This window comes from Thermocrispum municipale DSM 44069 (assembly GCF_000427825.1).
GTDB lineage: Bacteria > Actinomycetota > Actinomycetes > Mycobacteriales > Pseudonocardiaceae > Thermocrispum > Thermocrispum municipale.
In genome coordinates this window covers 217,644-237,296 of the sequence record NZ_ATYT01000006.1, presented here as the reverse complement: position 1 = coordinate 237,296, position 19,653 = coordinate 217,644, and the positions used below count along the sequence as shown (strand labels likewise).

At 69.9% G+C, this 19,653-nt stretch carries 19 protein-coding genes; 7 read left to right on the top strand and 12 right to left on the bottom strand.

Annotated features, from left to right (window positions below):
- Window positions 1-445 precede the first annotated feature (445 nt).
- The gene (locus YWM_RS22660) at window positions 446-1,684 is read left to right on the top strand and encodes a DEAD/DEAH box helicase (protein WP_156914701.1); all 1,239 of its coding nucleotides are present in this window, start codon (window positions 446-448) and stop codon (window positions 1,682-1,684) included.
- A 2-nt stretch (window positions 1,685-1,686) separates the two neighbouring features.
- Here the strand turns inward: YWM_RS22660 and YWM_RS0108050 are convergent, their stop codons facing one another.
- On the bottom strand, window positions 1,687-2,391 hold the full coding sequence (locus YWM_RS0108050) for a PIG-L deacetylase family protein (protein WP_043660100.1): 705 nt from the start codon (window positions 2,389-2,391) through the stop codon (window positions 1,687-1,689).
- Window positions 2,392-2,461: 70 nt separating this feature from the next.
- On the opposite strand from YWM_RS0108050, the gene YWM_RS0108045 reads away from it, so the two are divergent.
- Complete coding sequence (locus YWM_RS0108045; protein ID WP_028850297.1) at window positions 2,462-3,622, top strand: 8-amino-7-oxononanoate synthase; 1,161 nt, start codon at window positions 2,462-2,464, stop codon at window positions 3,620-3,622.
- On the opposite strand, the gene YWM_RS0108040 is transcribed toward YWM_RS0108045, so the two are convergent.
- Complete coding sequence (locus YWM_RS0108040; RefSeq protein ID WP_028850296.1) at window positions 3,619-4,056, bottom strand: GNAT family N-acetyltransferase; 438 nt, start codon at window positions 4,054-4,056, stop codon at window positions 3,619-3,621. The two genes, YWM_RS0108045 and YWM_RS0108040, sit on opposite strands and share 4 nt — an antisense overlap.
- A 29-nt stretch (window positions 4,057-4,085) precedes the next feature.
- On the bottom strand, window positions 4,086-4,904 hold the full coding sequence (locus tag YWM_RS22655) for a S1 family peptidase (RefSeq protein WP_052344669.1): 819 nt from the start codon (window positions 4,902-4,904) through the stop codon (window positions 4,086-4,088).
- A 119-nt stretch (window positions 4,905-5,023) separates the two neighbouring features.
- Between YWM_RS22655 and YWM_RS0108030 the strand changes: the two genes are divergently transcribed.
- The gene (locus YWM_RS0108030) at window positions 5,024-6,412 is read left to right on the top strand and encodes a mycothione reductase (protein WP_028850295.1); all 1,389 of its coding nucleotides are present in this window, start codon (window positions 5,024-5,026) and stop codon (window positions 6,410-6,412) included.
- Here YWM_RS0108030 and map read toward each other — a convergent pair whose 3' ends face one another.
- The 7 genes from map to dxr form a co-directional block, all read right to left on the bottom strand.
- Window positions 6,413-7,264, bottom strand: a complete 852-nt coding sequence (gene map, locus YWM_RS0108025; protein ID WP_043660099.1) for a type I methionyl aminopeptidase — start codon at window positions 7,262-7,264, stop codon at window positions 6,413-6,415.
- A 62-nt stretch (window positions 7,265-7,326) separates the two neighbouring features.
- Window positions 7,327-9,123, bottom strand: coding sequence for a penicillin-binding transpeptidase domain-containing protein (locus YWM_RS0108020; RefSeq protein WP_245565963.1), 1,797 nt, complete (start codon window positions 9,121-9,123; stop codon window positions 7,327-7,329).
- Between the two features lie 44 nt (window positions 9,124-9,167).
- Window positions 9,168-10,022 carry a GNAT family N-acetyltransferase gene (locus YWM_RS0108015; protein WP_028850292.1) on the bottom strand — a complete coding sequence of 285 codons (855 nt, stop codon included), beginning with the start codon at window positions 10,020-10,022 and terminating at the stop codon, window positions 9,168-9,170.
- A gap of 98 nt (window positions 10,023-10,120) precedes the next feature.
- Window positions 10,121-10,924 carry a helix-turn-helix domain-containing protein gene (locus YWM_RS0108010; RefSeq protein ID WP_028850291.1) on the bottom strand — a complete coding sequence of 268 codons (804 nt, stop codon included), beginning with the start codon at window positions 10,922-10,924 and terminating at the stop codon, window positions 10,121-10,123.
- Window positions 10,925-10,955: 31 nt separating this feature from the next.
- Window positions 10,956-12,116, bottom strand: a complete 1,161-nt coding sequence (gene ispG, locus YWM_RS0108005; protein WP_028850290.1) for a flavodoxin-dependent (E)-4-hydroxy-3-methylbut-2-enyl-diphosphate synthase — start codon at window positions 12,114-12,116, stop codon at window positions 10,956-10,958.
- A gap of 72 nt (window positions 12,117-12,188) precedes the next feature.
- Window positions 12,189-13,427 carry a M50 family metallopeptidase gene (locus tag YWM_RS0108000; protein WP_028850289.1) on the bottom strand — a complete coding sequence of 413 codons (1,239 nt, stop codon included), beginning with the start codon at window positions 13,425-13,427 and terminating at the stop codon, window positions 12,189-12,191.
- Between the two features lies 1 nt (window position 13,428).
- Window positions 13,429-14,601, bottom strand: a complete 1,173-nt coding sequence (gene dxr / locus YWM_RS0107995) for a 1-deoxy-D-xylulose-5-phosphate reductoisomerase (RefSeq protein ID WP_028850288.1) — start codon at window positions 14,599-14,601, stop codon at window positions 13,429-13,431.
- 140 nt (window positions 14,602-14,741) lie between these two features.
- Here dxr and YWM_RS0107990 point away from each other — a divergent pair, with 140 nt between their 5' ends.
- The 4 genes from YWM_RS0107990 (at window position 14,742) to metX (ending at window position 18,034) form a co-directional block, all read left to right on the top strand.
- Complete coding sequence (locus tag YWM_RS0107990) at window positions 14,742-14,996, top strand: DUF2631 domain-containing protein (RefSeq protein WP_028850287.1); 255 nt, start codon at window positions 14,742-14,744, stop codon at window positions 14,994-14,996.
- Window positions 14,997-15,036: 40 nt separating this feature from the next.
- Window positions 15,037-15,474 (top strand): hypothetical protein, encoded by a 438-nt coding sequence (locus YWM_RS0107985; protein WP_028850286.1) that lies wholly within the window; start codon window positions 15,037-15,039, stop codon window positions 15,472-15,474.
- A 125-nt stretch (window positions 15,475-15,599) separates the two neighbouring features.
- Window positions 15,600-16,898, top strand: a complete 1,299-nt coding sequence (locus tag YWM_RS0107980) for a bifunctional o-acetylhomoserine/o-acetylserine sulfhydrylase (RefSeq protein ID WP_028850285.1) — start codon at window positions 15,600-15,602, stop codon at window positions 16,896-16,898.
- Window positions 16,895-18,034, top strand: coding sequence for a homoserine O-acetyltransferase MetX (metX, locus tag YWM_RS0107975; protein ID WP_028850284.1), 1,140 nt, complete (start codon window positions 16,895-16,897; stop codon window positions 18,032-18,034). Before YWM_RS0107980 ends, metX begins: the two co-directional genes overlap by 4 nt.
- A gap of 2 nt (window positions 18,035-18,036) precedes the next feature.
- Here the strand turns inward: metX and YWM_RS0107970 are convergent, their stop codons facing one another.
- Both YWM_RS0107970 and YWM_RS0107965 read right to left on the bottom strand, forming a co-directional pair.
- Entirely contained in the window at window positions 18,037-18,693 is a 657-nt protein-coding gene (locus YWM_RS0107970; RefSeq protein WP_028850283.1) for a response regulator, read from the bottom strand.
- Window positions 18,690-19,634, bottom strand: coding sequence for a HAMP domain-containing sensor histidine kinase (locus tag YWM_RS0107965; protein WP_028850282.1), 945 nt, complete (start codon window positions 19,632-19,634; stop codon window positions 18,690-18,692). The genes YWM_RS0107970 and YWM_RS0107965 overlap by 4 nt, the downstream gene beginning before the upstream one ends.
- Window positions 19,635-19,653 lie beyond the last annotated feature (19 nt).

Below are 19,653 nucleotides of genomic sequence, written 5' to 3'. Positions count from 1 at the left end.
ACGGTGACGTACCACCACCGAAAGGCTGACATTGGCTCACCAGAAATCGACCATCCGCGCGCGCTCCCCGCAAGGCGGCAAGAAGAAGCCGCGCCATCGCCACTCCGGCAAAGGGCGCTTCAGCACCGCAGGCGGTCGCGCGGGCTCACGCGGCGCGGGCCGGCCGCGGTCCGGCACGGCGACCCGTCATACCGGCCGTGAGCACGGCGCGGAGACCCGCGAGCGGACGACGTACCAGCACCGTGACCGTGCCGAGCGTCCGTCGTCGGGCACCCGCCGCGACCGTGCCGACCAATCTTTCTCGGCGAATCAGCGTCGGGAAAGCGCTCGCACTGACCGCTCGTTCCGGTCGGACAAGCGCCGGGAGCCGTCCTCCCGGCCTGCCTCGACGGCCAAGCGCGAGCAGACCGCGGTCGTTGCGACCGACACCCGCCCCACTCCGGCCGTGAGCGGCCCCACCGGTTCGTTCGAGAACTTCTCCCTGCCGACCGCGCTGTTGCGCGGCCTGCGCGCCCAGGGCATCCAGGCTCCGTTCCCGATCCAGGCCGCGACCCTGCCGGACGCCATCGACGGCCGCGACGTGTTGGGCCGGGCGCAGACCGGCTCCGGCAAGACGTTGGCGTTCGGCCTGGCCATGCTGACCCGCCTGTACGGCGGCAAGGCACACCCCAAACGGCCGCGCGCCATCGCGCTGGTTCCCACCCGCGAGCTGGCCATGCAGGTGGCCGACGCGCTGACGCCACTGGCCAAGGAAGCCAGGCTGTGGGTCCGCACGGTGGTCGGCGGCATGTCGTTCGACCGGCAGGCGCAAGCACTGCACCGCGGCGTCGACCTGCTCATCGCCACCCCCGGCCGGTTGTCCGACCACGTCCGCCAGGGCACGGCCGACCTGTCCGGAGTCGAGATCGTCACGCTCGACGAAGCCGACCGGATGGCCGACATGGGCTTCCTTCCGCAGGTGCGGGAGATCCTCGACCTGACCCCGGCAACCGGGCAGCGGCTGCTGTTCTCGGCCACGTTGGACAACGCCGTCGGCACGTTGGTCCGTGAGTACATGGACGACCCCGTTCAGCACAGCGTCGCGCCGACGACGGCCAGCGTCGACACCATGGACCACCACGTGTTCCAGGTGGCGCACGCGGACAAGCCGGCGGTGGCGGCGGAGATCGGTGCCCGGACGGGCCGCACGATCCTGTTCGTGCGGACCAAGCACCACGCCGACCGGGTCGCCAAGCAGATGCGCAAGGTCGGGGTGCCCGCCGCTGCCCTGCACGGAGGGAAGACCCAGGGCCAGCGCAACCGCGTGTTGGAGGAGTTCAAGGACGGCCGCTGCTCGGCACTGGTCGCCACCGACGTCGCCGCGCGCGGCATTCACGTGGACGACGTGAGCTTGGTCGTGCACATCGACCCGCCGAACGACGCCAAGGACTACCTGCACCGCGCGGGCCGCACTGCGCGCGCGGGGGCCACCGGCACGGTCGTCACGCTGCTGACGCCGGACCAGAAGCGGTCGATGCGGCGAATCATCCAGCAGGCAGGCGTGCAACCGAGCACCATCCAGGTGCGCCCGGGCGACGCCGAGTTGGCCAGGATCACCGGCGCCCAGCAGCCGTCCGGCGAGCCGTTGCGCGACCCGGTCGAGCGGCGCGGCGGCGGCAAGCGGTCACCGCAGCGCCGCCGCTGAACTCACATCGCCAACAGTTCGAACGAGCAGGCCAGCGGGCAGCCCAGCTGCTTGCCGGCCTGCTCGGCCATACCGCGCAGGAACGGCTCCGGGTCGGCCATCTCCCCTTCCAGCGCCGCCAGGTAGGCCGCGTGCGCTCGCAACGAGGCCACGGACGCGGAGAAGCTGTCGGTGATGTCCACCGCGTGCGTCGGCTGCGGTGAACCGGGCACGGCGACCCACCGAACGCCGTCCCACTTCTCCAGGCCTTCGTCCAGCAGCTCGCGGAACACCCACCGGTTGGCGGCGTCGCGCACCGCGTCGATCGTCGCTTGTCCGGCCACCCGGTGATCGGCCATGTTCAACGCCCCACCCGGCCAGGTCTCCCGATGGTTGTTGGTGATGACCAACTCCGGCCGGTGTCGGCGAATGGCCGCGGCGATGTCCCGCCGGAGACGCAGCGACGGCTCCAGCACGCCGTCCGGGTAGTCGAGGAACTCCACCTCACCGACACCCACGATCGCGGCACTCTCCCGCTGCTCGCGTTCCCGCACCACGGCGGCTTCGGCCGGGTCCATGCTGTCGATGCCTGCTTCCCCGCGGGTCAGCAGCAGATACGTGATCTCCTTGCCTTCCGCCGTCCAGCGGGCGATGGCGCCTGCCGCGCCGTACTCCAGGTCGTCCGGATGGGCCACCACGGCGAGCGCCCGGGTGAAATCCGACGGCATTGCGGCGAGTTCGCTCACATGCCCCCACCTCCTCGCGCCGACAGTATCCGGTTGGTGCGACACTGCCGAGGTGACTCACGGCAGCGATGGCGAGCACGTCTTCGACTGGCTCGACGACGAAGCGGTCAAGCGCGCCGAGGCCGGGCTCGTCCGGAGGCTGCGGCCCCGATCGGCCGACGAGGGCGAGCTGCTGGACCTGGCAGGCAACGACTATCTGGGCTTGGCCAGGGACAAGCGGGTGGCGGGCGCCGCGGCGGCGGCCGCTCTGCGCTGGGGCGCCGGATCGACCGGGTCGCGACTCGTCACCGGCTCGACCGAGCTGCACGCCCAACTCGAGCGAGAGCTGGCTCGGTTCTGCGGCGCCGAGGCCGCCCTGGTGTTCTCGTCCGGCTTCTTGGCCAACCTGGGCGCGATCACCGCGCTCACCGGCCGGGACAGCGCCATCGTCACCGACCGCTACATCCACGCATCGCTGATCGAGGGCTGTCGCCTTTCGCGTGCCGACATCGCCGTGGTCGCCCACAACGACCCGGAGGCCGTGGCACACGCCCTGCGTACGCGTCGGCATCGCCGTGCCTTGGTGGTGACCGACGCGGTTTTCTCCGTCGACGGGGACCAGGCACCTCTGGCCGAGTTGGCCGCGGTGTGCCGTCAACAGGGCGCCGCATTGCTGGCCGACGACGCGCACGGACTCGGTGTGCTGGGCGACGGTGGCCGCGGCGCGGTGCATGCCGCGGGACTGACCGGCGCCCCGGACGTCGTCACGACGCTCACGTTGTCGAAGTCGCTGGGGTCGCAAGGCGGGGCCGTGCTCGGCCCGAAGCGCGTGATCCGGCACCTGGTCGACACCGCGCGCAGCTTCATCTTCGACACCGGCCTCGCGCCCGCCAACGCTGCCGCCGCACTGGCCGCGCTCGGTGTGCTGCGTGAGGAACCGGACCGTCCACAGCGCGTGCTGGCGGTCGCAAACAGGCTCACCGAGCGCCTGGCCGACGCCGGTCTGCCGGTCAGCTCACCCGACGCGGCCGTGGTGTCGGTGCGGGCGCCCTCGCCTGACGACGCCGTGGCCTGGGCGGCCCGCTGCGCCGAGCAGGGTGTGCGCCTCGGATGCTTCCGGCCGCCGTCCGTCCCGGACGGCATCTCACGCTTGCGCCTGACCGCGCGCGCCACGCTCACCGACGATGACATCGACCGGGCCGTCGACGTCATCGTCGCGACCGCCCCGCGCTAGCCAGCGGGCTTACGCATGCGTACGTGCGGAGTCCCGTCCTCCTCCAGGAACTCCTCGCCCTCGATGCGGTAGCCGTAGCGCTCGTAGAACCCGGTCGCGTAGGTCTGGGCGTCGAGCACGGACTCACGCTCCCCGATGTGACGCATCGCGGCGTCCATCAGCCGCGCGCCGAGCCCGGTGCCACGGGCCGACTTCGCGGTACACACCCGCCCGACCCGGATCACACCGTCCTCGTCGAGCAGCCGCACGCAGCCGTCGAGCAGCTCGCCCTGGCCGGGCTGCCACAGGTGCACGGTGGTCGGGAGCAGGTCGAGGCCGTCCACTTCGGCATACGCGGCTTGCTGCTCGACCACGAACACGTCGACGCGCAGCCGCAGCAGCGCGTACAACTGGCTCGCGGTGACCTGGTCCCCCGTGGCGGCGATGATCGTCATAGGCCGCATCCTGGCACAAGCAGGCCCACTCAGCCGCCCAATATGTCCCAAGCTCCGGTGTCCGAGCGGGTGTCGGCCGCGGTGGCGATGTCGTCCGCCAGCGCCCGCACCTCCGTGTACACCCCGGGCTTGCCGGGACGCCCGCAGCCCTCACCCCAGGAGACGATGCCGATCAGCCGGTCGCCCACCACGAGCGGTCCACCGGAGTCACCTTGGCACGCGTCGACGCCGCCCTTGTCGTAGCCCGCGCAAACCATCAACGTCGGCTCGAATCGCGTGTACGCCTTCGTGCAGACGTTGTCCGAGCGCACCGGCACTTGCGCACTGCGCAGCGTCCGCGACGACTCGCCATGCTCGTCGACATGGCCCCAGCCGAGGACAGTGGCCTTGCGCCCCGCCTGGTATGCCGCACCGTCTCGCTTGGTGGCCAGGCGCAACGGCCGATACGGCACGCTCCGGTCCAGTTCCAGCACCGCCACGTCGTAGCCTCGAACGGCGCTGCGGTACTCCGGGTGCGTCCAGATGCGCCGTACGCCCACCTCGTGGCCGTCGGACGTGCTGACGTCCTGCCGTCCGACGACGACGGTCAGCGAGTCCTCGTCCTCCCTGGACACACAGTGCGCAGCGGTCACCACCCGATCCGGGGCGAACAAGGCGGCACCGCAGAACTGCCGCCCTCGTTCGTTGGCCAGGTACGCGACATACGGGTAGTCCTCCACCTGCGCCGGTTCGCCGCCGACGATCTGCTCCTGTGACTCGTCCGCCGGCTCGGCCGTCGTCGTCCCGGCGACGAACACCAACGACGCCACCACGGCCAGCACACCGGCAACGCACCTGCTCCCTCGCATGGCGGCGACCCTAGGCGCCCCGGCCGCGCACCACGGACAGCGAATCGGACATCGTCGCGGAGTTCACTCCGGTAGGGGTGGAGGGAACACCGAGGGTGGCGACGGGGTTGACTATCACCGTGGAGCACTTCGACTTGGTGATTGTCGGCACGGGATCCGGCAACTCGATTCTCGACCAGCGATTCGCGGACATGAAGGTGGCCATCGTCGAGAAAGGCACCTTCGGCGGCACCTGCCTGAACGTGGGCTGCATCCCCACGAAGATGTTCGTCCACACCGCCGACGTGGCCACCTACGCGGCCAACAGCGAGCGACTGGGGGTCGACGCCGAGCTGGCCGGGGTGCGCTGGGCGGACGTGCGCGACCGGATCTTCGGACGGATCGACCCGATCGCGGAAGGCGGCCGCACCTATCGCATCGAGCACCCGGACAACGCCAACGTCACCGTGTTCGAAGGCGTCGCCCATTTCACCGGCGAACGCAAGCTCGAGGTGATCCCGAACGACGGCAGCGCGCCGCACCAGTTGAGCGCGGACCGTATCGTCCTCGCGGCGGGCAGCCGACCGATCATCCCGGACCTGCCCGGCCTGGACCAGGTCGAGTATCACACCTCGGACACCGTCATGCGGCTGGACAAGCTGCCGGAGAGCGCGGTCATCCTGGGCAGTGGCACGATCGCCGCCGAGTTCGCGCACGTGCTGTCCTCGTTCGGTGTCAAGGTCACCATGATCGCCCGCACCAAGCACATCCTGCGTGATCACGACAGCGCGATCAGCGAGCGCATCACCGACATCGCCACCCGCAAGTGGGACGTCCGGTTGGAGTCGCACGCCACTGCCGTCCGCACCACGGAGAGCGGTGTCGCGCTGGAGCTTTCCACCGCCCGCGGACCGGAAACGGTCGAGGCGGAGCTGCTGCTGATCGCCATCGGCCGCAAACCCAACGCCGATCTGCTCAACGTGGAAGCGGGCGGGATCCGCACCGTCGACGGCCGGGTCTGGGTCGACCAGTACCAGCGGACGTCCGCCGAAGGCGTCTACGCGCTCGGTGACCTCAGCTCGCCGGACCAACTCAAGCACGTGGCCAACCACGAGGCGCGGGTGGTCCAGCACAACCTGCTGCACCCCGACGACCCGGTCGCCGCCAACCACGAGTACATCCCGCAGGCGGTGTTCACCTCCCCGCAGATCGCCACCGTCGGCCGCACCGAGGAGCAACTGCGCGCGCAAGGTGTTCCCTACGTCGTGGGCACCCAGAACTACTCGGACGTCGCCTACGGCTGGGCGATGGAGGACACCACGGGCTTCGCGAAAGTCCTCGCCGACCCCGAGACCGGCCTGCTGCTCGGCGTGCACGTCATCGGCCCGCAGGCGCCGACGGTCATCCAGCCGGCCATCCAGGCGATGAGCTTCGGCCTGGACGCCAAGCGGATGGCGCGCGGCCAGTACTGGATCCACCCGGCCATGCCGGAGGTGCTGGAGAACGCGCTGCTCAACCTGCCGCTGTGACTACGGCAGCGTGAGGATCTCCGCCCCGTCGGCGGTGACGACGATGGTGTGCTCGAACTGAGCGGTCCACTTCTTGTCCTTGGTGGTGACCGTCCAGCCGTCGTCCCAGATGTCGTACTCGATCGTGCCCAGGGTGATCATCGGCTCGATGGTGAAGGTCATACCTTCCTCGATGATCGTGGTGACCGAGGGCTCCTCGTAGTGCAGCACCGTCGGTGGGGTGTGGAACGCCGGGCCGACGCCGTGGCCGGTGAAGTCCCGCACCACGCCGTAGCCGAAGCGCTTGGCGTAGGACTCGATCACCCGGCCGATGACGTTGAGCTGCCTGCCGGGACGCACCGCCTTGATCGCTCGCATGGTGGCTTCCTTGGTGCGCTCGACCAGCAGCCGGGCCTCCTCGGAGACCTCACCGGCCAGGAACGTGGCGTTGGTGTCGCCGTGCACGCCGCCGATGTAGGCGGTGACGTCGATGTTGCAGATGTCACCGTCCTCGATCACCGTCGAGTCCGGGATGCCGTGGCAGATGACCTCGTTCAGCGACGTGCAGCACGACTTCGGGAAGCCGCGGTAGCCGAGCGTGGACGGGTAGGCGCCGTGATCGCACAGGAACTCGTGCACGACCTTGTCGATGTCGTCGGTGGTGGCACCGGGCTTGACCGCCTTGCCACCCTCCTCCAGCGCCTGGGCCGCGATCCGGCACGCGACGCGCATCGCCTCGATGACCTCCGGCGTGCGCACACCGTTGCCCCGATCCCGTTGCGGCGCTGGTTTGCCCACATACTCCGGGCGTTCGATCGACGGCGGGACGGCGCGCGGCGGGCTCTGTACCCCGGGCTGCAACGGTTCACGCATACTCCCGACCTTACTGCGGCCGCCCGCGGCCCGAGGCCGGGGCAAGCAAGTCGGCCCGAACGTCACAATCCGCCGAGGAACGCCTTGCTGACCTCGACCGCCGGTTGCGAACTCTCCCCGCCGACCACCAGCACGGCGAACGCCAGGTCCCCGCGATAGCCGGCGAACCAGCCGTGCGAGTGCTTGCCGTCGCCGAACTGGGCCGTGCCGGTCTTGCCGTGCACCGGACCCATCCCGCGCAGTGCCGTCGCGGTGCCCTCGGTGACCACGCGCCGCATCATGTCGCGCAACGCGGCGGCGTCCTTCGCGGCCAGCGGCTTGCCCAGGCCGGTGGCCTTGACCTTGTCGCCGTCCATCAACGACGGCACCGGTGTGCGGCCTTCTCGCACGGTCGCCGCGGCCAGCGCCATGCCGAACGGGCTGGCCAGCACCTTGCCCTGCCCGAAGCCGTTCTCCGCGCGCTGCACCAGCGAGCCCGACGGCGGCGCCGAGCCGGTGATCGTGGTGAGGCCGGGGATGACGAAGTCCGCGCCGATGCCGAGGTCACGCGCGGCGTCGGTGAGGGCGTTGGCGGGCATCCGCGCGGCGAGCCGGGCGAACGTGGTGTTGCACGACTTGGCGAACGCCCGCGACAGCGGCACCGTGCCCAGCTGGAAGCGTTTCTCGTTCGGCACCAGCCGGCCCCCGATCACCGTCGTGCCCGGGCAGTCGACCTTGCTGCGCGGAGTCACCTCCTTGGCGCGCAGTGCGGCCAGCGCGGTGGCGATCTTGAACGTCGACCCGGGCGGATAGCGACCGGTCAGCGAGATGGCGCCCTGCTTGTCGGCGGCCTCGTTCTGCGCGACCGCCAGGATGTCCCCCGTGGACGGCTGCAGCGCCACCAACGCGGCGGGCTTGCGCACGTCGTCCACGGCCTTCTCGGCCGCCGTCAGCACTTTCCGGCTCAGTGTGGTCTTCACCGCCGCGCCGTGCTTGGGCTCGACCCGGTGCAGCTCGGCGACCTCCGCGCCGAGCGAGTCCTTGGCGATCACCCGCCAGCCCGCCTCGCCCGCGATGCGCTCGGTCACCATCGACCGGACTGCCGGCAGCACCTGCGACCCGAAGTCCTTCGTCGGCGTGAGCAGGCGGGTCTGCCGGGCGAACTTCACGCCGGGCAAGTCGTAGATCGCAGGCTTCACCGACTGGTAGTCGCCTTCGCGCAGCACGGCCACCAGTGTCGAGTCGTTCTTGCCGGTCGCCTTGCGCGCCTCGGCCACGATCGAGTCGGCGGTGATGGACCGGTCGAACGTGCGCAGCGAGGCAGCGAGAGAACGGGCGACCCGCTGCACCCCGCCGGCCTGCTTGGCCTCGGCTGGATACAGCATCACCGACACGACCTGGCCCGGCTCGAGCAGCTTCGCCCCGTCCCGGTCCAGGACCGGCGCCAACTCGGGTGTCTCGCTCTCCATCGCCAGCGTCTGCTGCGCGGCGAGCTTCGGGTGCAGCGCCGACGGCGTCCAACGCACCTGCCAGGAATCGTCGTGCGGAACCAGTTCGACCTTGGTGCGGTAACTCCACGTGCGGTCGTGCGGCAGCTGCCAGGTCACCGTGTAGTCGGCGGTCGCGACGCCGTCGGACTCGGTGACCTCGCCGACCGAGACCCGGACCTTTTCCGGCGCGAGGGCCTGCTTGGCCTGCCGCAGGGCCGCCTCGGCGGTCTTCGGCGCGTCGGTCATCCGCGCCGCCTTCGCCGGGTCGCCGAAAGCCGCGCCGAACGCGCGCGCGGCCTCGTCCGCACCGGTGGAGGAGAACAATCCGCAAGCCGCCAGTACTCCGGCCAGCACGACGGTCAGGCCCCAGCACAGCGTGCGACGTATCACGCTGGTGGAGTATGCCCGATCCCCACGACGAGCTCGGAACAGCGTCAGAACAGCACCGTGGCGAACTCGCCCACCTGCCGGAATCCGACCTTGCGGTAAGCGGCCAGCGCGGGCTTGTTGTAGGAGTTCACGTACAGGCTGGCGGTCCGGTGCAAGTCCTCGACCAGGTGCGCGACCACGGCAGCGGTGCCGGCCGTGCCGAGGCCCCGTCCGCGCCAGTGCGGATGCACCCATACGCCCTGGATCTGTCCCACGGTCGACGAGAGGGCGCCGATCTCGGCCTTGAAAATCACTTCGCCGTCACAGAACCGCGCGAACGCCCGGCCGCTGGAGATCAGTTCGGACACCCGGGTCCGGTAGCTCGCGCCACCGTCACCGAGCCGCGGGTCGACCCCCACCTCTTCGATGAACATCGCGATGGCGGCGGGCAAGTAGGTGTCCAACTCGCTGGGATGCACGCGACGCACCAGCGGGTCCGGTTTGACCGCGGGCGGGCCGTCGACGGCCATCAGCGGCTGGGACTCCCGCACGTCGCGGGCCGGGCCCCAGGCCATCGCCAGCTCTTCCCACAGGCCCATCACCTGTTCGGCCGGGCCGACCAGCGACGAACACTGCCTGGCCCGACGCAGCGCCCGGTCGGCGAACGCGCGCCACGCCGCCTGGTCTCCGCGCAACGGGATCATGTTCGGGCCGTAGAAGCACAACGCGTCCAGCCACAGCGACCGCAGGGCGCGATGCTCCAGCGCCCACAGTTCGCCCCCCAGCCTGCGTGGTTCCAGGCCCACCGCCTCGATCCGCGACGTCACCATGCAGCTGCCGATCGGATCGTCGGCGAGTGCAGCGCGAATCGCGGCGTGATCCCGCGCGTCCAGCACCCTCGTCCCTACCAGCCGCAGCACTCGTTCAGCCTGCCAGACATTTCGGACTTCCGCCTACTCTCCGGCCCGCTGTGGCCCGGTTGACCGGGAAAAATGCCGGAGTGGGGCACCCGGACGCCTCATGCGGCATCGACGCGCAGGTGCGGTGTCTCCTCGGCGATCCAGGTCGTGGGCGTGCACCCGGCGAGCCTGCGCCATTCGTTGGTCAGATGGGCCTGGTCGTAGAAGCCGCACGCCACGGCCAGCTCCGCCAGGGACTGCGTCGGCCGTCGCAGCAACGCCTCCTTCGCCCGCTCGAACCGCAGCACTCGGGCGGCTTCCTTGGGCGACAGCCCCACCTGGGCGCGGAACCGTTCCCGGAAGTGCCGTTCGCTCCAGCCGACCTCCTCGGCGAGTTCACCGACAACCGCCGCTCCGGTCGCCATCCGACGCCACGTCCAGGCGATCTCCGGTGCCACCTGGTGGTCGGCCGAGACCTGCCGCACCGCCGCCAGCAACGCGGCATCGAGCACCGCGAACCGCTCGGACCAGGTCTTGGCTTCGTACAGGCGTTCCGGAAGGTGCGTCAGCGCCGCGGGGCCCACCTCGGTCATGTCCGTCAGCACACCGGACAACTCCGCGCTCGACACACCCACCAGGGCACGCGCCCCGAGCGGGTTGATCTCCAGCTGGATGCCGCACTGCGTCCGGTCCTGCTCGATGAGGACCGGGCTGGTGTGCAATCCGCCGAGGGCCGCTTGTAGCCGGGCGTTCGGTTCGGCGAAGCGCAGCGGGTCGGCCAGACTGATCGCTGCAGAGACATGTCGCGACGGCAGGCCGCGGTGTACGGCCAGCGTGACGTCGTCCTGCCGGTAGCCGACGTAGCGCGAAACGTACGGCCGCACCGCGGGGTGCGGCTCACGCGTCACGAACTCGTTGGGCACGCCCTCACGGTACGCGCGCGGACGGGGAGGCTCAGCTGACCGAGACGGTGGGAGCACCGTCGCCGAGGGCCTCGCCGGACTCGGCCGCTTCTTCCGCGATGCGCATGGCCTCCTCCAGGAGGGTCTCCACGATCTTGTGCTCCGGCACGGTCTTGATGACCTCGCCCTTGACGAAGATCTGCCCCTTGCCGTTGCCGGAAGCCACCCCGAGGTCGGCTTCCCGCGCCTCGCCGGGTCCGTTGACCACGCAGCCCATGACGGCCACGCGCAGCGGTACCTCGAGGCCCTCCAGGCCCGCGGTGACCTCGTCGGCCAGCTTGTAGACATCGACCTGAGCACGTCCGCAGGACGGGCAGGAGACGATCTCCAGCTTGCGCGGCCGCAAGTTCATCGACTGCAGGATCTGCAGCCCGACCTTGACCTCCTCCACCGGCGGCGCGGACAGCGACACCCGGATGGTGTCGCCGATGCCCTGCCGCAACAGCGCGCCGAAGGCGACCGCGGACTTGATGGTGCCCTGGAACGCGGGACCGGCCTCGGTCACACCGAGATGCAGCGGGTAGTCGCACTGCTCGGCCAGGATCTCGTAGGCCCGGATCATGGTGACCGGGTCGTGGTGCTTGACGCTGATCTTCAGGTCGTGGAAGTCGTGCTCGGCGAACAGCGACGCCTCCCACAACGCCGACTCGGCCAGCGCCTCCGGGGTGGCCTTGCCGTACTTCTTCATCAGCCGCGGGTCCAGCGAGCCCGCGTTGACGCCGATGCGGATCGGCGTGCCGTGGTCCTTGGCCGCCTGGGCGATCTCGGCGACCTTGTCGTCGAACTTCTTGATGTTGCCAGGGTTGACCCGCACCCCGGCGCACCCGGCCTCGATGGCGGCGAAGACGTACTTCGGCTGGAAGTGGATGTCGGCGATCACCGGGATCTGCGACTTCTTGGCGATCGCGGGCAACGCCGCCGCGTCGTCCGCGGACGGGCAGGCGACCCGCACGATGTCGCAGCCCGCCGCGGTCAGTTCGGCGATCTGCTGCAGCGTGGCGTTCACGTCGGCGGTGACGGTGGTCGTCATCGATTGCACCGACACCGGGTAGTCGCTGCCGACGCCGACCGAACCGACCATGAGCTGCCGCGTCTTGCGTCGTTCCGCCAGCACGGGGGGTGGTGTGCCGGGCATTCCGAGGTCGATGGTCACGGCCCCCACGATACCGACGTCGCCCACGGCCACGCCGCCCCCGGCGACCCAGCTCACCCTCGGTGTTCGCCGCTAGTTGGGGAACAGCCGGATCGGGTTGACGATGTCCGCCGTGACGGTCAGCAACACCACCGCACCACCGACCACCACCAGCACCATCGTCACCATGGACAGCTTGCTGTAGTCGACCGGGCCACCAGCGGGCTTGCCCCGCAGCTTGCGCACCCAGTCACGCACCTTCTCGTACCACGTCACCGCGATGTGTCCGCCGTCCAGCGGCAGCAGCGGCAGCAGGTTGAACACGCCGATGAAGAAGTTCAGGCTGGCCAGCAGCAGCAGGAACAACTCCCACAGGCCCGCTTCCACCGCTTCGCCACCGATCCGGCTGGCTCCCACCACCGAGACCGGGGTGTCCGGGTCGCGCTCCTCGCCGAAGATCGACTCCACCACGGCCGGGATGCGCTCCGGGAAGCGCAGCAGCGCGTCCCAGGTCTTGGCGAACATGTCGCCGGTGAACGTCAGCGTGGCCGGGACCGCGTCCCACACTCCGTACTCGTACTGGCGGGGGAAGCTGACCCCGATCATGCCGACGGTCTCCAGCGCGGGTTTGCCGTTCTCGACCACCGGGTTACCCGTCTGCGGGTCGAACTTCGGCCGCTTGACCTGCACCACCTCGACGGTGATCGGCACTTCCTTGCCGTCCCGCTCCACGGTCAGCTTCAGCGGGCCCTCGTGCTCGCGGACGATGTCCTGCACCTCGCCGTAGTTCGACACCTCTTTGCCCGCGACGGCGACGATCACGTCGCCTTGCTGCAGACCCGCTTCCTTCGCGGGCGCGCGGTCGCCCGGCGCGCAGCTGAGGTCGCGCAGCGCCTCCGGGGTCGTGGCGTCCTTGGCGCAGCTGACCTGGGCCAGCTCCGGGGTGCCGTTGAGGTTCGGCAGCCCCATGCTGACCGCCAGCAGGTACAACACGACGAAGCCCAGGATGAAATGGGTGAACGACCCGGCGGCCAGCACCACGGTGCGCTTCCACACCGGGTAGCGCCACATCGCGCGCGGCTCCTCGTCCGGGGTCACCTCGTCCAGCACGGTCATGCCCGCGATGTCGCAGAAGCCGCCGAGCGGCACCGCCTTCAGGCCGTACTCGGTCTCGCCGCGACGGAACGAGAACAGGCGGGGACCGAACCCGACGAAGTACCGCCGCACCTTCATCCCGAACATCTTCGCGGTGGCCAGGTGTCCCGCCTCGTGCAAGGCGATCGAGACACAGATGCCCAGCGCGAACAGGATCACGCCGAAGATGTAGACCACGCTATGAGTTCCTTCCCCGGGCCCGCTGACGTGCCCACTCCTCCGCCGCGAGCACGTCGTCGATGTCGCGTGGTTCACGACGCCACTCGTCGGCCGCGCTCACCACCTCCGACACAGTGTCCACGATCGAGGTGAAGCCGGCGTTCTGCGCTCGGAAGGCCGCCACGGCTTCTTCGTTGGCCGCGTTGTACACCGCCGGCACGCACCCGCCCATCAAGCCCGCTTCCCGGGCCAGTTCGACGGCCGGGAACGCCTTGTTGTCCAACGGCTCGAAAGTCCAGGTCGCAGCCTTGCTCCAGTCGCACGGAGCGGACGCGCCGGGGAGCCGGTCCGGCCAGGTGAGCGCCAGCGCGATGGGCAGTCGCATGTCCGGCGGGCTCGCCTGGGCGATCGTCGAGCCGTCGGTGAATCGCACCATCGAGTGGACGATCGACTGCGGGTGCACGACCACCTCGATGCGGTCGTAGGGCACGTCGAACAGCAGTTTCGCCTCGATCAGCTCCAGGCCCTTGTTCACCAGGGTCGCCGAGTTCACGGTGATCACCGGCCCCATGTCCCACGTCGGGTGGGCCATCGCCTCCTGCACCGTGACGTTCTCCAGGTCCGCCCGCGTGCGGCCACGGAACGGCCCACCGGATGCGGTGAGCACCAGCGCGTCGACCTCCTCCGCCCGGCCGCCGCGCAGCGCCTGCGCCAGCGCCGAGTGTTCGGAGTCGACAGGCACGATCTGCCCCGGTCGGGCCGCGGACAGCACCAGCGGGCCGCCGGCGACCAACGACTCCTTGTTGGCCAGCGCCAGCGTCGCACCGGTCTCCAGTGCCCGCAGCGTCGACGCCAGCCCCAACGATCCGGTCACGGCGTTGAGCACGACGTCCGCTCGCACCGCGTCGATCAGCTCGGCGCAGGCGTGCTCGCCGGCGAAGATGCGCGGCAGCCGGATCTGTCCCGCCGCGTATCCGCGCCGCTGCGCCTCCGCGTACAGCGCCAGCTGCACGTCTTCCACCGCGGTGGGGCGGACCACGGCGATGGCGTCCACCTGGTGGGCGATCGCCTGCTCGGCCAGCAATGTCGGGTTGCTGCCGCCCGCCGCGAGCCCGGCGGCACGGAACCGGTCCCGGTTGTCGGCGATGACGTCCAGCGCCTGGGTCCCGATCGATCCGGTGGAGCCGAGCACGAGCACGCTGCGGCGGTCGTGGACACCGTGTGTGGTCACCACTTCATTCTGGCCGACACCGGGCACGCACCCCGCGCCTGGTGTGCGATCATCGGGCGGAAAGCACCCGTGGCACGGGCAGCAGGCAGGAGGAGCACCCGGTGGCTGGACAGGAACTGGAAACCAGGTCCAACGTCGACCCGGCGGACGAGCCGTCGGCCGAGTGGGGTTGGCACGGCAGCTTCCCGAACCTGGTTCAGGTGATGGGGTGGGCCATCGTCGCCATCTTGCTGCTGATGCTGATCGGCAACCACGTCGGCCGGGTGGAGGACGTGTGGCTGGTCGGGCTGGCCGCGGTCATCGCCGGCGCGCTGGTTCTCGACCTGCGCAAGCGCCGCACCGCCTGGCGCCGCTGACCGCGAATCGAACTCCGCCCGACCGGGTATCCGGCCGGGCATGAGTGATCCACGCCTGAGCGATTGCCTGCCCGACGGCCTCGACGAGGAAACGGTCGACGCCGTCGGCAAACTGACCGAGGCACTCGAGACGGTCGAGGTCGCCCGCGGGCACCTGTACGCGTTCCATCAACTCACCGGGTCGGCCGACTTCAAGGTCGGCGAGGCCGTCGAGGGGCTGGAGCGGGCAGGGCACACCGAGCTGGCCGAGCGCCTCAAGCGCGAACTCGTGGGCCGCAACGTGCTTCCCGGCCGGTGGACGTTCCAGGTCGTCGAGGACTACGACGAGACCTACTACCAGCCGTTCAAGGAGTTCGAGCAGCAAGCGCGCAAGCTGACCAACGGCATGCCGCACCTGCACGAAGCGCAGCTCAAAGCGCAACGGCGCACGCCTGGGGAGTCCGGACACGAAGCCACGCCGGCCGATGCAGGCGGCTGACCTGGCGGGTGCCACCCGATCGCTCGAATGGTGGAAACCTCTTCTCGCATCGTGGACGCGGTAGGCTCTCACCGGCGCGATCGTTAGCGTCGTATCCAGTACAGCCACGACTGGAGGAGACGCCGATGGCCGACGGTTGGTCGTTCGAGACCAAGCAGATCCACGCAGGTGCCCAACCCGACCCGACCACCGGTTCCCGGGCCACCCCGATCTACCAGACCACGTCCTACGTCTTCCGGGACACCAAGCACGGTGAGGACCTGTTCAGCCTCGCCGAGCCGGGCAACATCTACACCCGGATCATGAACCCGACGCAGGACGTGCTCGAGCAGCGTGTGGCCGCGCTCGAGGGCGGTGTCGCCGCGCTGGCGTTCGCGTCCGGATCGGCGGCCACCACCGCGGCGATCCTCAACCTCGCGGGCGCGGGCGACCACGTCGTGTCGAGCCCGTCGCTGTACGGCGGCACCTACAACCTGTTCCACTACACGCTGCCCAAGTTGGGCGTCGAGGTCAGCTTCGTCGACGACCAGGACGACCTGGACGCCTGGCGCGCGGCGGTCCGCCCGAACACCAAGGCGTTCTTCGGCGAATCGCTGGCCAACCCGGGCAGCAACGTGCTGGACATCCGTGCGGTCGCCGACATCGCGCACGAGGTCGGTGTGCCGTTGATCGTGGACAACACCGTGCCGACCCCGTACCTGCTGCGCCCGATCGAGCACGGCGCCGACGTGGTCGTGCACTCGGCCACCAAGTACCTGGGCGGCCACGGCACCACGATCGCCGGTGTGCTGGTCGACGGCGGCACGTTCGACTTCGGCGCGCACCCGGAGCGGTTCCCCGGCTTCAACGAGCCCGACCCGAGCTACCACGGCTTGAAGTACTGGGAGGCCCTCGGCCCGGGCGCGTACGCCGCGAAGGCCCGGGTGCAGCTGCTGCGTGACACGGGCGCGGCGATCGCCCCGCTGAACGCGTTCCTCATCCTGCAGGGCATCGAGACGCTGTCGCTACGCATCGAGCGGCACGTGTCCAATGCCCAGGCGCTGGCCGAGTGGCTGGAGCAGCGGGACGAGGTGGAGCGCGTGTTCTACGCGGGTCTGCCGTCCAGCCCGTTCTACGCGGCCGCGCAGAAGTACTTGCCGAAGGGCGCGGGTGCCGTGGTGTCGTTCGAGCTGCGCGGCGGTGTGGACGCGGGCCGGGCGTTCGTCGACGGCACCGAGCTGCACAGCCAGCTGGTCAACATCGGTGACGTACGCAGCTTGATCGTGCACCCGGCCAGCACCACGCACAGCCAGCTCAGCCCGGAGGAGCAGTTGGCCAGCGGCGTGACCCCGGGTCTGGTGCGGCTGTCGGTCGGGCTGGAAGGACTCGAGGACCTCAAGGCGGATCTGGAGACCGGCTTCCGGGCCGCCAAGGCGGCGCTGTGACACCTGGTCATTCCCTCCCCCCGCCTGCCACCGGTGCGTGGCGGGCGGGGGATCCGCTTGGTCGCCGGTTGTTCTACACCCACCCCGAGCCGTTTCGGCTCGAGGTGGGTGAACAGCTACCTGGGTACGTACTCGCCTACGAGACGTGGGGTCGGTTGAACGCGGACGGTTCCAACGCCGTCCTGATCGAACACGCGTTGACCGGCGACAGCCACGCGGCAGGACCGGTCGAACCGGGACATCCCAGCCCGGGCTGGTGGGACGGTCTGATCGGGCCGGGTCGGGCGCTCGACACCGACGAATGGTTCGTCGTGGTGCCCAACGTGCTCGGCGGATGTCAGGGCTCCACCGGACCGGCGTCGCCGGCTCCGGACGGACGTCCGTGGGGGTCGCGCTTCCCGCAGATCACCATCCGCGATCAGGTCAACGCGGAGATTGCGCTGGCCGACCATCTCGGCATCGAGCGCTGGGCCGCGGTACTCGGCGGATCGATGGGTGGCATGCGCGCGCTGGAGTGGGCGGCAGGCTACCCGCATCGTGTCGCGACCGCCCTGCTGTTGGCCTGTCCCGCCGCGAGCTCGGCCGAGCAGATCGCCTGGGCAAGCCCGCAGATCCACGCCATCCTGTCCGACCCCAACTGGCGAGGCGGCGACTACTACGACGCGCCTGCCGGCGGCGGCCCACACGCCGGTCTGGGCATCGCCCGCCGGATCGCACACCTGTCCTACCGCAGCGAGCACGAGCTGGCGGTCCGGTTCGGCCGATCACCGCAGGACGACGAGAATCCGCTGACCGGTGGCAGGTTCGCCGTCGAGTCCTACCTCGACCACCACGCGGACAAGCTCGTTCGGCGGTTCGACGCGAACAGCTACGTGGTGCTGACGCGCGCGATGAACCTGCACGACGTGGGCCGCGACCGTGGCGGCGTCGGCGAAGCGCTGAAGCGGATCACCGCACGCACCATCGTCGCCGGGTTCGACAGCGACCGGTTGTACCCGCTGTACCAGTCGCACGAGCTCGCCGACGGCATCCCGACGTCCGGCCCGGCGCGGGTGATCTCCTCGCCGTACGGGCACGACTCGTTCCTGATCGAGATCGACGAGGTCGCCACGCTGATCAAGGACCTGCTCGCCTGACGTCAGGGCTCGATGAGCCCGGCCCGGATGGCGTAGCGGGTCAGCTCCAGCCGGTCCCGCAGCCCGAGCTTCTGCAGCAGGTTGGCCCGGTGCCGCTCGACCGTCTTGACGCTGATGTGCAGCATGGCGGCGATGTCCCTGGACGAGTGGCCCTCGGCGACGAGCTTGAGGACCTCTTCCTCCCGCTCGGTGATCACTCGGGGCGGCTCGTCCTCCTCGGCGCGGTCCAGGAAGCTGCGGATCAAGGCGCTGACCGCCCCGGGGTAGAGGAACGGTTCGCCGCGCATCGCCGCCCGGCAGGCCTCCACCAGGTCGCGGTCGGCCACCGACTTGAGCACGTACCCGGACGCACCTGCCTTGAGCGCCTCGAACAAGTACTGCTCGTTGTCGTACATGGTCAGCATCAGCACGCGGATGCCGGGAATCTGCCTGGTCAGTTCGCGAGCCGCCTGCAGGCCGGTCATCCGGGGCATCGCGATGTCCAGGATCGCCAGGTCCGGCCGCTCCTGTTTGGCCTTGGCGACCGCTTCCGCCCCGTCGCCGGCCTCCGCGATCACCGCCAGGTCCGGCTCGCTGTCCAGGATCATCCGCACGCCGCGACGCACCAGCTGGTGGTCGTCGGCCAGCAGGATGCGGATCTTCGACGTCGTGGTGCTCACCTGCGCTCCAGTTCACGAACGGGGACGCGGAGGCACACCTCGGTGCCGCCACCTGCGCCAGAAGTCAAGTCCAGCTGGGCGCCGACGAGCAGCGCTCGCTCCCGCATGCCGCGGATGCCCGCGCCTTCCGGGCTGTCGCCCAGCCCGCGCCCGTTGTCACGGACCAGCAGCACGATCGCGTCGTCGTCGACCATCAGGTGCAGTTCGGCGCGGGTGGCCCGGGAGTGCCGGGCGGTGTTGGTCAGTCCTTCCTGCGCCACGCGATAGATGACGAGTTCGACCTGCGGGTCCAACGGTGGGATGTCCGGGTCGATGCGGCGCTTGACGGTGATGGTCGATTCGGCCGCCAGCGCCTTCAACGCACTGGTCAGCCCCAGCTCCTCCAGCACACCTGGCCGCAACCTGCGGGCGATGCGACGAATCTCGTCGAGGCTGCTGCGCGTGGTCTCCTGCACCTGGTGCAGCTCCTGGCGGACGTCCTCGTCGGCATGATCGGCCACCCGTTTGAGCTCCAGCAGCACCGCGGTCAGCGTCTGCCCGACCTCGTCGTGCAGCTCCTGCGCCACCCGCCGCCGCTCGGCCTCTTGCGCCGACAGCGCACGGGCCGCACTGGAACCTCGCTCGGCCTCCAGCCGGTCGAGCATGGCGTTGAACGTCCGGATCAGCTCGGCGACCTCACCGCGTCCGCGAGCGGGCAGCCGGGGCACCGGTTTGAGCAAGTCCGTCGTACTCATCGCGCGCGTCAAGCGGTGCAGCGGAGCCAGGCTGACCCGCAGCAGCACTGCGTTTGCCACCAGCACCACCAGCACACCCGCGCCGACGATCAGGACTTCCGTGAGCAGCACTGGTGTCGATACAGTGACTGGTCCGAGCAGAAGCGCGGCACCGGCCACCACCAGCACGATCGCGTTGAGCAGGAATATCCGCCCGAACAGCGACATGGGCGGCCCTCCTTGGTCT

Excerpts from the sequence above, each read along its gene's own strand:
- YWM_RS0108050 (WP_043660100.1), bottom strand. The coding sequence starts at position 2,391 with ATGCCGTCGGATTTCACCCGGGCGCTCGCCGTGGTGGCCCATCCGGAC.
- YWM_RS0108040 (WP_028850296.1), bottom strand. The coding sequence starts at position 4,056 with ATGACGATCATCGCCGCCACGGGGGACCAGGTCACCGCGAGCCAGTTG.
- YWM_RS22655 (WP_052344669.1), bottom strand. The coding sequence starts at position 4,904 with ATGCGAGGGAGCAGGTGCGTTGCCGGTGTGCTGGCCGTGGTGGCGTCG.
- map (WP_043660099.1), bottom strand. The coding sequence starts at position 7,264 with ATGCGTGAACCGTTGCAGCCCGGGGTACAGAGCCCGCCGCGCGCCGTC.
- YWM_RS0107985 (WP_028850286.1), top strand. The coding sequence starts at position 15,037 with ATGAGTGATCCACGCCTGAGCGATTGCCTGCCCGACGGCCTCGACGAG.
- YWM_RS0107980 (WP_028850285.1), top strand. The coding sequence starts at position 15,600 with ATGGCCGACGGTTGGTCGTTCGAGACCAAGCAGATCCACGCAGGTGCC.
- YWM_RS0107965 (WP_028850282.1), bottom strand. The coding sequence starts at position 19,634 with ATGTCGCTGTTCGGGCGGATATTCCTGCTCAACGCGATCGTGCTGGTG.